Source organism: Neisseria sp. P0022.S010, assembly GCF_051956635.1.
In genome coordinates, this window is the sequence record NZ_JBQCXF010000077.1 from 1 (window position 1) to 11,065 (window position 11,065).

The 11,065-nt window shown below is 48.7% G+C and carries 12 protein-coding genes and 1 pseudogene; 1 reads left to right on the plus strand and 12 read right to left on the minus strand.

Annotated elements, in window-relative coordinates:
- Nucleotides 1-17: 17 nt before the first annotated feature.
- On the plus strand, nt 18-173 hold the full coding sequence (rpmG, locus tag ACTHUT_RS08975; RefSeq protein ID WP_003684373.1) for a 50S ribosomal protein L33: 156 nt from the start codon (nt 18-20) through the stop codon (nt 171-173).
- A 228-nt stretch (nt 174-401) separates the two neighbouring features.
- Here the strand turns inward: rpmG and nqrM are convergent, their stop codons facing one another.
- The 12 genes and pseudogenes from nqrM to ACTHUT_RS09035 form a co-directional block, all read right to left on the minus strand.
- Nucleotides 402-623, minus strand: a complete 222-nt coding sequence (gene nqrM, locus ACTHUT_RS08980; RefSeq protein WP_063069108.1) for a (Na+)-NQR maturation NqrM — start codon at nt 621-623, stop codon at nt 402-404.
- 17 nt (nt 624-640) lie between these two features.
- Nucleotides 641-1,708 (minus strand): FAD:protein FMN transferase, encoded by a 1,068-nt coding sequence (locus tag ACTHUT_RS08985; protein ID WP_250599655.1) that lies wholly within the window; start codon nt 1,706-1,708, stop codon nt 641-643.
- A gap of 133 nt (nt 1,709-1,841) precedes the next feature.
- Nucleotides 1,842-3,059: an NADH:ubiquinone reductase (Na(+)-transporting) subunit F gene (gene nqrF, locus ACTHUT_RS08990; protein ID WP_049352532.1), complete on the minus strand. Its 1,218-nt coding sequence runs from the start codon at nt 3,057-3,059 to the stop codon at nt 1,842-1,844.
- Nucleotides 3,060-3,072: 13 nt separating this feature from the next.
- A complete protein-coding gene (gene nqrE, locus ACTHUT_RS08995; RefSeq protein ID WP_250599657.1) occupies nt 3,073-3,666 on the minus strand; it encodes an NADH:ubiquinone reductase (Na(+)-transporting) subunit E in 594 nt (197 codons plus the stop codon).
- Nucleotides 3,667-3,669: 3 nt separating this feature from the next.
- Entirely contained in the window at nt 3,670-4,296 is a 627-nt protein-coding gene (locus ACTHUT_RS09000) for an NADH:ubiquinone reductase (Na(+)-transporting) subunit D (protein WP_250599659.1), read from the minus strand.
- Nucleotides 4,296-5,072: a Na(+)-translocating NADH-quinone reductase subunit C gene (locus ACTHUT_RS09005; protein ID WP_070615830.1), complete on the minus strand. Its 777-nt coding sequence runs from the start codon at nt 5,070-5,072 to the stop codon at nt 4,296-4,298. The genes ACTHUT_RS09000 and ACTHUT_RS09005 overlap by 1 nt, the downstream gene beginning before the upstream one ends.
- Nucleotides 5,065-6,297, minus strand: a complete 1,233-nt coding sequence (locus tag ACTHUT_RS09010) for an NADH:ubiquinone reductase (Na(+)-transporting) subunit B (protein WP_250599661.1) — start codon at nt 6,295-6,297, stop codon at nt 5,065-5,067. The genes ACTHUT_RS09005 and ACTHUT_RS09010 overlap by 8 nt, the downstream gene beginning before the upstream one ends.
- A 2-nt stretch (nt 6,298-6,299) precedes the next feature.
- Nucleotides 6,300-7,643, minus strand: coding sequence for a Na(+)-translocating NADH-quinone reductase subunit A (locus tag ACTHUT_RS09015; protein WP_440418741.1), 1,344 nt, complete (start codon nt 7,641-7,643; stop codon nt 6,300-6,302).
- Nucleotides 7,644-7,981: 338 nt separating this feature from the next.
- Entirely contained in the window at nt 7,982-9,400 is a 1,419-nt protein-coding gene (locus ACTHUT_RS09020; protein ID WP_250599663.1) for a sodium:proton antiporter, read from the minus strand.
- A 443-nt stretch (nt 9,401-9,843) separates the two neighbouring features.
- On the minus strand, nt 9,844-10,203 hold the full coding sequence (locus ACTHUT_RS09025) for a YbaN family protein (RefSeq protein ID WP_250599665.1): 360 nt from the start codon (nt 10,201-10,203) through the stop codon (nt 9,844-9,846).
- 14 nt (nt 10,204-10,217) lie between these two features.
- Nucleotides 10,218-10,814: a DUF1415 domain-containing protein gene (locus ACTHUT_RS09030; protein ID WP_250599667.1), complete on the minus strand. Its 597-nt coding sequence runs from the start codon at nt 10,812-10,814 to the stop codon at nt 10,218-10,220.
- A 117-nt stretch (nt 10,815-10,931) separates the two neighbouring features.
- A pseudogene (locus tag ACTHUT_RS09035) lies at nt 10,932-11,065 on the minus strand (ArsR family transcriptional regulator); the annotation flags it as partial.

Consider the following 11,065-nt stretch of genomic DNA (forward strand, 5'->3'; position numbering starts at 1 on the left):
AATTAAGGATTACTGCAATGCGCGATAAAATCAAACTGGAGTCCAGTGCTGGTACTGGTCACTTCTACACAACTACTAAAAACAAACGTACTATGCCTGGCAAACTGGAAATCAAAAAATTTGACCCGGTAGCCCGTAAACACGTTATTTACAAAGAAACTAAATTGAAATAATCCGGTTTCTTCCAAGAAAAAGCTCCTGTTCTGCAGGAGCTTTTCTTTTTTATTTCCCGATTGGTTTGGAGGCTTGTTTCAAATGTGTATGCAAGATATTTTTGAATTGCTTTAATAAGAGGCAAAATAAAAGAGCGTGTATCCATTGGGGTCACGCTCTTTTATTTTTCAGACGGCCTGATAGGGGATAAGCGGTCTTAAATCATGAATAAATATTCAAAAACGACTTTAATGATCGACCTTGATGCCTTGATTGTCGGAATGTTGTTTTTTATCCAGCTCTTTTTGCAAGGTATCGCATGGCGTATCGCAATCGCACATTTTCTTCATACCGAGAGAGGAAATGCCGCCGCAGCTGCCTTTAATGGTGCGTTTGGAGAAAATATAGCCGACTGCCATGCCGAGGATGACAAGGATAAAGATACCGAAAGTAAGGAGGAGGGTTTTCATGTGTGTATTCCTGAAGGTTAGTTTAATAATTTTTTGAATGCGCTGGACATTTCAGTATGGTAGCCGCCTTGCGGAGTTCGGATGATAAGGAAAACGGCGAGATTTTCTTGCTCGGCAAGTTTAAGTGCTTCGGTTTCTCCGAGGACGAATAAGCCGGTTGAAAGGCCGTCTGCAAGTGTGGCGTTTTCAGCTACTACGCTGATGGAAGCAAGGTTGTGGCTGATGGGTTGTTTGGTTTTAGGGTTGATGATATGGGAAAGGCGGCGGCCTGACTTATCAACATGGAAAATGCGGTAGTCGCCGGACGTAGCCAGTGATTTATTGTCCAATGGAATGGTAATTTGGGTGGCGCCTCCTTGAACGATATTGGGCTGCTCGATGCCGATACGCCAAGGGTTGCCTTGCGCATTGTGGCCTTTGCCATGCAACTCACCCCCGATTTCTACCAAATAATTGCCGATATTGAGTTTTTCAAGTTCGGCGGCGGTTTTATCCACGCCAAAGCCTTTGGCGATAGAAGATAGGTCTAAATAGACTTCGGGATGGGTTTTGGCAAGTGTAGGCTGCTGTCCGTCTTGGGAAAGTTTGATTTTGTCTGTGCCGACCATTTCTGAAGCATGTTGGATTTCTTGCGCAGTCGGTTCGTGCGTGATTTCTTTTTGCGGGCCGAATCCCCAGAGGTTGACCAAAGGACCGACGGTTACGTCCAGTGCGCCGTGCGTCAGTTTGTTTAAACGCAAGGCTTTGCCGGTTACATAGGCAAAGTCTTGGGAAATGGGCATGGCTTGATTGACGGTGCGCAGCTGGTTGAATTGGCTGATTTCGGAATCGGTCTGGTAGGTAGACATTTGCCGATTGACTTCTTTAAGTGCGTCATCAATGCGTTTTTGTATTTCGGCAGGGGAGGGGAGTTTGTCTTGGCCGTCTGAAAGATATTTGACGGTATAGGTCGTGCCCATGGTCTCGCCTTGCAGGGTAATGGTTTGTTGTTTTTCGGGTTGGCAGGCAGAGAGTGTGAGTGCGGAAACGATGGCAACGGTACAACCGATTATCAGACGGTAAAACGAATTGGGAAGAAACGACATAAGGGATTTGCGGATTATTTTTTAAAACCTTTATTGTATCGTAAAAGAAAGGTTCAGGCCGTCTGAAAGTATGGTTTTCAGACGGCCTGGCAATAAAAAAAGGAAGAAACCGAAGTTTCTCCCTTTTTGTCTGTTAGCCACCGAAATCGTCCAAGAGGATGTTTTCGTCTTCCACGCCCAAGTCTTTGAGCATTTTGATCACGGACTGGTTCATGATCGGAGGGCCGCACATGTAGAATTCGCAGTCTTCCGGTGCTTCATGGTTTTTCAGGTGGTTTTCGTAAACCACGTTGTGAATGAAGCCTGTGTAACCGTCCCAGTTGTCTTCAGGCAATGGGTCGGACAGGGCGACGTGCCATGTGAAGTTCGGGAATTCTGCTGCGAGTTGGTCGAAGTCTTCGACATAGAACATCTCGCGTTTAGAACGTGCACCATACCAGAAGGTAATCTTACGTTTGGAGTTCAAACGTTTCAGCTGGTCGAAAATGTGGGAACGCATCGGAGCCATACCCGCACCGCCGCCGATAAATACCATTTCGGCATCGGTATCTTTGGCAAAGAATTCGCCGAACGGACCGGAAATCGTTACTTTATCACCGGGTTTAAGCGACCAGATGTAAGAAGACATTTGTCCCGGAGGCGCATCGGGTACGCGCGGAGGCGGCGTGGCGATACGCACGTTCAGCATGATGATGCCTTTTTCTTCTGGATACGAAGCCATGGAGTAGGCACGCAAAATCGGCTCGTCCACTTTGGAAACGTATTGCCACAGATTGTATTTGTCCCAGTCTTCGTGATATTCCTTGGGAATGTCGAAGTCTTTGTAGGCAACGGTGTGCGGCGGGGCTTCGATTTGGATGTAGCCGCCGGCACGGAAGGGAACTTCCTCGCCTTCGGGAATGGCAAGCTTGAGTTCTTTAATGAACGTGGCTTTGTTGTCGTTGGAGATGACGGTGCATTCCCATTTTTTCACGCCGAACACTTCTTCCGGTACTTCGATGTCCATGTCGGTTTTGACGTTGACCTGACAAGACAAACGGCAGCCTTCGCGTGCTTCGCGTTTGCTGATGTGGGACAACTCGGTCGGCAGAATGTCGCCGCCGCCGCTTTTCACGACAACACGGCATTGGCCGCATGAGCCACCGCCACCGCAGGCGGAAGGAACGAAGATGCCTTGGCTGGCAAGCGCACCCAGCAGTTTGCCGCCGGCAGGCATCGTCAGCTCTTTTTCGTTATTGACTTTGATGGTGATGTCGCCTTCGCTCACCAACTTGGATTTGGCAAACAGAATCATCAGTGCCAAAACCAAGACGATGACGGTAAACATCACGATACCTAAAATAATCTCCATGCCGATTCCTTTCTTATAACTGGATGCCGGAGAACGACATAAACGCCATTGCCATCAGGCCAGCGGCGATAAAGGTAATGCCCAAGCCTTTGAGGCCTTTAGGGACATCCGAATATTTCATTTTTTCGGTAATGCCCGCCAAAGCGACAATAGCCAAAAGCCAGCCCAAACCTGCACCGAAACCATATACAATGGACTCGCCGAAGTTGTATTCGCGTTGCGCCATAAACGATACGGCACCGAAAATTGCGCAGTTTACGGTAATCAGGGGCAGGTAGATACCCAATGCGTTGTAAAGGGCAGGGACGAATTTGTCCAAGAACATTTCTAAAATCTGCACCAAAGCGGCTATCACGCCGATGAAGGTGATGAATTTCAGGAAGGTCAGGTCCACGCCTTCAACCAGCGCGCCGTCTTTCAACAGCGAGTAAACCAGTTGGTTGGCAGGGACGGACAGGCCGAGTACGAAAGTTACAGCCACGCCCAAGCCGAATGCGGTGGATACTTTTTTCGATACCGCCAAGAAAGTACACATGCCCAAGAAGAAGGACAGCGCCATGTTTTCAATGAAGACGGATTTCACAAAAAGGCTTAAATAATGTTCCATGTCTTATTTCTCCGCCTGTTCGGGTTTCCATGTGCGCAAACCCCAAATCAAAAAGCCGATGATGAAGAACGCGCTCGGTGCCAGCAAGAAGAGGCCGTTGGTTTGATACCAGCCGCCGTCCTGTACGGTTTGGAAAATGGTGTAACCAAAGAGTTTGCCCGAGCCGATCAATTCACGGATGCTGGCGATGATAATCAGCATCATGCCGTAACCTGCGCCATTACCGATGCCGTCCACCAGGCTTTCCAGCGGCGGCTCTTTCATAGCGAAAGCTTCGGCACGACCCATCACGATACAGTTGGTAATAATCAGGCCGACGAATACGGAGAGCTGTTTGGACAATTCATAGGCATAGGCCTGCAACAATTGGTCAACCAGCGTAACCAGTGACGCGACAATCGCCATCTGCACGATAATGCGGATGCTGTTTGGAATGTAGTTGCGCACCAGCGAGATGAAGAAGCTGGAAAAACCGGTTACCAAACTGACGGAAATACCCATCACGATGGCCGTCTGAAGTTTGGTGGTAACTGCCAGCGCCGAACAAATACCCAAAACCTGCAAGGCAATCGGGTTGTTGTCGATAAAGGGTGAGAACATCAAATGTTTCAAGCGTTTCATGTCAGCCATTATTGTGCTCCTGCTGATTTCAATTTGTTCAGGTAGGGGATATAGCCGTTTTCGCCGAACCAGTAGTCGAACGAACCTTGCACACCTTTAGACGTCAGCGATGCGCCGGAGAGGGCGTCTACGCCGTGTTCTTTGTCTGAACTTGCGCCTTTGCCGACGTGCAGGGCAAATTTGCCTTGTTCGTCAAACAGTTTTTTGCCGACGAATTTTTTTTGCCACAGAGGGTTGCCGATTTCGCCGCCCAAACCCGGGGTTTCACCTTGGTCGTAGTAGGTAATGCCGTTGATGGTGTTGCCGTCAGGTTGAATGGCGACAAAACCGTACATGACAGACCACAAACCGTTGCCGTGCATAGGCAGGATGATTTGGCTGACTTTACCGTCTTCGCCTTTTACCAAGTAAACCTCAGTGTATTTGGCACGGCTTTTGATGCCTGCCAAATCATCTTCAGGTTTGATTTGGATGCTTTGGGCAGGGTCTTTGCCGGCAACGCGTGCGCTGAAGTCTTTAGGCGCATCGGCGACGTATTCGCCGGTTGCCAAGTCCACGACACGTTGCTCGATACGTTCGGCAAAGGTTTTGCTGATGTCGGTGTTTTTATCCATCAAACCAGCTACGCTCAAGATATAGCCTTGTTTGTCTTGGAGTTTTTGTTTCTCTTGGATGGGTTTCAAGCCGACGACCGCACCAGCAACGATGATGGAACAAATTAGGCTGACAACCAATACCACAATCAGCGTGCCGCTGAAGCTGTCTTTATCGAATTTCTTAGCCATTGCTGCGCGCCTTTCTGCGTTTGATGTTCGCTTGTGCGACGAAATAGTCGAAAATCGGGGCAAACAGGTTGGCAAACAGAATCGCCAACATCATGCCTTCGGGGTAAGCAGGGTTGACCACACGGATCAACACGCACATCACACCGATAAGCGCGCCGTACCACCATTTGCCGACATTGGTAAAGGAAGCGGAAACCGGGTCGGTCGCCATAAACAGCATACCGATGGCGAAGCCGCCGACGACCAAGTGCCAGTACCAAGGCATGGAGAACATGGCGTTGGTGTCCGAACCGATGAAGTTAAACAGCGAAGACATCGCAATCATACCGATCATCACGCCGGCAATGATGCGCCAAGAAGCGATGCGGGCAAACACGATAAACGCGCCGCCGATTAAAAGTGCCAAAGTGGATACTTCGCCAATAGAACCGGGCACATTACCGATAAACGCATCCATCCAAGTGATGGATTGATTGGTAACGGCGTTTTTCAGACCTTCTGAACCGTGTGCCGCCCACTGAGCCAACGCAGTTGCGCCGGAATAGCCGTCAACCGCTGTCCAAACGGTGTCACCGGTAATATTGGCGGGATAAGCGAAGAACAAGAAAGCACGGCCTGCAAGAGCAGGGTTCATGAAGTTTTTACCTGTACCGCCGAATACTTCTTTCGCAACCACAACGCCGAAAGAAATACCCAAAGCGGCTTGCCACAAAGGCAGGGTAGGGGGAACGATCAAAGCAAACAGAATCGAAGTCACGAAGAAACCTTCGTTGATTTCATGTTTACGTACAGTAGCGAACAAGACTTCCCAGAAGCCGCCCACAACAAATACAGTCGCGTAAATCGGCAGGAAGAAAATCGCACCGAACAGCATTTTGCCCAACACGCCCGCTTCAGACGACATATTGATACCCAAAGCGTTGGCAAGGGCGTAGTGCCAGTCGTTGGCGATGCTTTGTTGCAGCAAATCAGGCGTCAGCGCGCCGAATGCCTGCGCGCCGACGTTGTACATACCGAAGAACATGGCGGGGAACAAAGCCAGCCATACCAAAATCATCATGCGTTTGGAGTCGAGCGCGTCGCGGACGTGTGCCGCTTTGCGCGTTACCGCACCGGATGTGTAGAAAATCGTCGCCGCAGCTTCATAGAGGGCATACCATTTTTCATGTTTGCCGCCCGGCAGGAAGTGCGGTTCAATTTTTTCCAGAAAATGTTTCAAGCCCATAATCAGCCTTCCTTCTCAATAGTTTCCAGCACCTTGCGCAACAGCGGGCCGTATTCGTATTTGCCCGGGCAGACGAAGCTGCACAAAGCGAGGTCTTCTTCGTCCAATTCCAAGCAACCCAAAGCCTGCGCGCTGTCGGTATCGCCGACGATTAAATCGCGCAGAAGCAAGGTAGGCAGGATGTCCAGCGGCATCACGCGCTCGTAAGTACCGATAGGCACCATGGCGCGGTCGCCGCCGTTGACGGCTGTCGTGAACTTGAAGAGTTTGTTTTTCAGGAAATGACCGAGGGTTGTGCGCGTGATGGAGTATTTGTCCGGTTGTGGCGCAACCCAGCCGAACAGCTCTTTGCTGCGGCCTTCTTCGATAACGGAAATCTGATTGTGGTAGCGGCCGAGGTAATCGTGCGCGCCTTGTGCAATCGCGCCATTCAATACTGAGCCGGAAATCACGCGGTTGTCTGCATCAACCAATTCGCCCGCAGTAATTTGCGATACTTTCGCACCTAAAACAGTACGCAAGAGGCGCGGTTTGTTGACTTGAGAGCCCCCCAAGGCAATTACGCGCTCGGTGTTCAGACGGCCTGTTGCAAACAAACGGCCAATGGCAATTACATCTTGATAATTGATGGTCCAAACGGTTTTGTTCGCACCGACTGGCTCGATGAAATGAATGTGAGTGCCACTCAAACCGGCAGGATGCGGACCGTCAAATTCATGTGTTTCGATGTTGGCAGCGTTTTCAGACGGCACGTCTGCGCCGGCTGCTTTACATACATGGATTTTACGTTCGGTCAGGCGGCTCAATACCAGCAGGCCGCGTTTGAAGTCTTCGGCGGCTTCTTTGATGATGACCGTAGGATCGGCAGCTAGTGGATTGGTGTCCATCGCATTGACGAAGATGGCGAATGGTTCGGCATCGACGGCAGGGATTTTGCTGAACGGACGGGTGCGCAGTGCAGTCCACAAACCGGATTGGATCAGGTTGCGGCGCACTTCTTCGCTGCTCAATTTTGCCAGCGCTTCAGGTGCGTAGCGTTCGAACTCGATTTCGTCGTTGCCTTCAACGGCAATCACGACTGACTGAAGTACGCGCTTTTCGCCACGGTGAATCGCGGCGATTTTGCCTGAAGCCGGAGCAGTAAATACTACGCCCGGATTCTTTTTGTCTTCAAACAGCACTTGGCCTTTTTTGACGGCTTCGCCTTCCTTGATTTTCATCGAGGGGCGCATGCCGACATATTCTTCGCCAAGCAACGCGACTTCGGTAATGGCCGGGCCGTCATAAATGACTTGCTCCGGTCTGCCTGCGATAGGCAGGTCTAAGCCTTTTTTTATCTTAATCATAAGGATGCGTTACTTTTTGGTGGGTTGAGATTCGGATGTCGGATTGTTTTTTTCAGACGGCATGTAATGCTTTGAAACAAAGGATGGGCTGCCTGAAAAAAGCAGAGGTTTGCTATAAAAACAACGAATAAACGCAAACAACAAAGCTTTAGATTTTATCAGGTATAGGCTGCTTTATGTCAGTTTTACGCTTATTTTTACGGGAAAAGTGGGAAAAAAGTAGGAATGTGTAATCGAGTGTTAAGGGAAATAATTTTTAACTGATTGATATTTAAACGCTATATTTGATGATATAGCTAAAAATAAAAGGCCGTCTGAATTTCAGACGGCCTCTAAGTTTAAAAGAGCTGCCAAACGAAGAAAACCATCGTATGCAGGGCAAACAGCGGTACCAATACAATCACCGACCATGCCATATAGCCGAAGAAGGAAGGCATCGGTACGCCGCGTTGTTCGGCAATGGCTTTGACCATGAAGTTCGGCGCATTACCGATATAAGTGAGCGCACCCATAAATACAGAGCCCATGGATACTGCCAGCAACGAATGGAACAGATGGCCTGTCATCAAGGCGTGGGCATCGCCACCGGCCATATTGAAGAACACCAAATAAGTCGGCGCGTTATCCAAGAATGCCGACAAAATGCCGCTCATCCAGAAATACATCACATTAATCGGATTGCCTGCCGCGTCGTGAACCAAAGAAACCACGGAAGCCAATGCGCCTGTTTCGCCGGCTTTCAAAATCGCCAAAACAGGTGAAATCGTAATGAAAATACCCAAAAACAGTTTGCCCACTTCGGCAATCGGCTCGAAGTTGAACTCATTGCCTGCGCGTACCTGTTTGGGCGTAATAATCCAAGATACGGCGGTCAAAGCCAGCAAAATGCCATCGCGCATCAGGTTTTGCAAGGCGTAATGGCTGCCCAAGATTTCAAAGCCCGGATGATTTGGTTTCCACAAACCGGACAGCAAAACCGCGCCGACTACACCGGCCAGTAACAGAAAATTCCATTTGCCGTAAATTTTGACTTTGTCTTCTTTATCGGAAGGAGCAGGAGCAAGGTGTTCGCTTTGTTCACGGTTGAAGTGTCGGCTGTCGATGATGTAGAAAACGGCCAGCAAAACCACAGAACTGATCAATACAGGCATCAGCATGTGTTTGACCGTCCACATGAAATCTACGCCTTTCAGGAATCCTAAGAACAAAGGAGGATCGCCTAAAGGAGTCAGACCGCCGCCGATATTCGCCACCAAGAAAATGAAGAAAATCACGATGTGAACGCGGTAGTGGCGTTTATGGTTGGCTTTCAAAAGCGGACGAATCATCAGCATCGCCGCGCCTGTCGTCCCCATGATGGACGACAAAGCCGTGCCGACTGCCAACAGGGTTGTGTTTAATTTGGGCGAGCCGTGCAAGTCGCCGCTGACAAAAATACCGCCTGAAATGGTATAGAGTGCCAAAAGCAACAGGATAAAGGGGATATATTCTTCAACCAACGCGTGGGCAACGGTATGTACGCCGGCTCCGAAACCAAAGGTTACGATAAACGGCGTTAAAAACAGCAGCGTCCAAAACGCTGTAATTTTGCCGAAGTGATGGTGCCAAATATGGGAGAAAAACAGAGGCCCGAGTGCAATAGACAAGAGAATCAGTGCAAACGGCAGACCCCAAAGCAGGCTTGCGGATGAGCCGTTAAAATCGGATGCCGCAGCAGGAAGGGCGGCAAGAAGCAGTGAAAATGAGAGATAGCGCATGGTATTTCCTTTTTATTCTGTTGCGCCGTGAGGAACTTCGTTGAGAGAGCACGGCGGTGAAATATTCAGGCCGTCTGAAAATATCCAGACGAACTGCGCGGTTGTGTCAGGGGAAAGTATAACGCAAAGCAAGTGTTAAGGGACGGTTTAGAGTATTGGAATCAAAAGAAATGTTGATACAAATAAAGGAATAAAAGCGATGGGAGTAGTTGGAAGTAGTAAAAAAATGTTTTTGAAACAGGAGCTTGAAACTTTAAAAATAATGCTATCGAAAAAATATTTTGAATTAATTTTAGCTAAAATTTACATTTGATTGAATAAATGGAGGCCGTCTGAAAAATGAGGATGAATAGGGTGTTTTAGTTCTTACTGATTGTTTTAATGGATAAATTGGGTATGAAAACAAAAAAAATAGGTAAGCGAAAATGCCCACCTGTTTTATTTTATGCCTCCGGCCGTAACCACATCCACACAGCCACGCAGCTACAGAAGACTGATGAAACGGCACCAATCCACCAGCGTTCTGGAAATTGCCAAAACATAAACAGGCAAGAAAGAGCCATCATGCCGATAGCGAAGAACTTTGCCTTGCGCGGCACGGCGCCGTTGTTTTCCCAGTTTTGTATGATCGGGCCGAAATAGCGGTGATGATAGAGCCAATTGTGAAAGCGCGGCGAAGCCTTTGCCCAGCAGGCGGCGGTCAATAAAATGAAAGGCGTAGTCGGCAGTAATGGCAGGAAAATGCCGATAATGCCTAAGATAAGCGACACTGCGCCGCAAAAAATCAATAAATAGCGAACCATATTCCCGTCACCAATTATTTGTTTTCAGACGGCTTGTGATGTGGAAATGGACAACGCGGAATGTCTAATTTATCCCAGCCTTCGTGCCCCATTTTTTCCAGCAGCGCGATATTGCGGTCGAAAATTGCCGAAGCGTCGGGAAATGCTTCAGCCGCTTTGGCAATACTGTCTTCACGAATCAGATGCAAGGTCGGGTAGGGCGAGCGGTTGGTGTAGTTGCTGATGTCGTCGGCTTCAGTGCCTTCAAATTGAAAATCGGGATGGAACGGCGCAATTTGGACAATGCCTTCCAATTCGTTTTCTACAACGGCATCGTCGGCAATTTCCAGCATTTGGTTGAAGGTTTCAAAATCAGGGAACAGTGTCGGATGAACCAGTAAAGTGGTTTCCAATTCCGAAGCAGGCGTATTGCCCAGAAGTTGCAATTCACGATCTAAGTCCTCAAGGAAACCGTCCAAATGACGGGATTCGCTGACAACGATGCGAACCAGGTTTTTAACGTGCGGCGCTTTGGCAAACGGGCAGAGATTCAGGCCGATAACGGCTTTTTCCAGCCATTGTTTGGTATGTTCTGAAACAGTATCGGTATCGAGATGGGCGGTGTCAGTCATAGCAAAAGCTTATGTGAATTATTCTTAAAAAGTATACAAGTGTATGGATGTTAAAGCAAACCATTGGAATTCAAAAGGCCGTCTGAACAACAGACGGCCTTTATCAGTTTCAAATCATTAATCCTGAACCAAATGAACCAAAGGCAGAGCGGTCGTGTTTTTAATTTCTTTCAACACAAAACTCGATTGCGCATCTTGCACGCCGTGGTGCGAAAGCAGCGTGTCCAAAACAAAATGGGAAAACGCGTTCA

What these genes read in the sequence shown, in the direction of transcription:
- rpmG (WP_003684373.1), top strand. Translation starts at nt 18, where the DNA reads ATGCGCGATAAAATCAAACTGGAGTCCAGTGCTGGTACTGGTCACTTC.
- nqrM (WP_063069108.1), bottom strand. Translation starts at nt 623, where the DNA reads ATGAAAACCCTCCTCCTTACTTTCGGTATCTTTATCCTTGTCATCCTC.
- ACTHUT_RS08985 (WP_250599655.1), bottom strand. Translation starts at nt 1,708, where the DNA reads ATGTCGTTTCTTCCCAATTCGTTTTACCGTCTGATAATCGGTTGTACC.
- nqrF (WP_049352532.1), bottom strand. Translation starts at nt 3,059, where the DNA reads ATGGAGATTATTTTAGGTATCGTGATGTTTACCGTCATCGTCTTGGTT.
- nqrE (WP_250599657.1), bottom strand. Translation starts at nt 3,666, where the DNA reads ATGGAACATTATTTAAGCCTTTTTGTGAAATCCGTCTTCATTGAAAAC.
- ACTHUT_RS09000 (WP_250599659.1), bottom strand. Translation starts at nt 4,296, where the DNA reads ATGGCTGACATGAAACGCTTGAAACATTTGATGTTCTCACCCTTTATC.
- ACTHUT_RS09005 (WP_070615830.1), bottom strand. Translation starts at nt 5,072, where the DNA reads ATGGCTAAGAAATTCGATAAAGACAGCTTCAGCGGCACGCTGATTGTG.
- ACTHUT_RS09010 (WP_250599661.1), bottom strand. Translation starts at nt 6,297, where the DNA reads ATGGGCTTGAAACATTTTCTGGAAAAAATTGAACCGCACTTCCTGCCG.
- ACTHUT_RS09015 (WP_440418741.1), bottom strand. Translation starts at nt 7,643, where the DNA reads ATGATTAAGATAAAAAAAGGCTTAGACCTGCCTATCGCAGGCAGACCG.
- ACTHUT_RS09020 (WP_250599663.1), bottom strand. Translation starts at nt 9,400, where the DNA reads ATGCGCTATCTCTCATTTTCACTGCTTCTTGCCGCCCTTCCTGCTGCG.
- ACTHUT_RS09025 (WP_250599665.1), bottom strand. Translation starts at nt 10,203, where the DNA reads ATGGTTCGCTATTTATTGATTTTTTGCGGCGCAGTGTCGCTTATCTTA.
- ACTHUT_RS09030 (WP_250599667.1), bottom strand. Translation starts at nt 10,814, where the DNA reads ATGACTGACACCGCCCATCTCGATACCGATACTGTTTCAGAACATACC.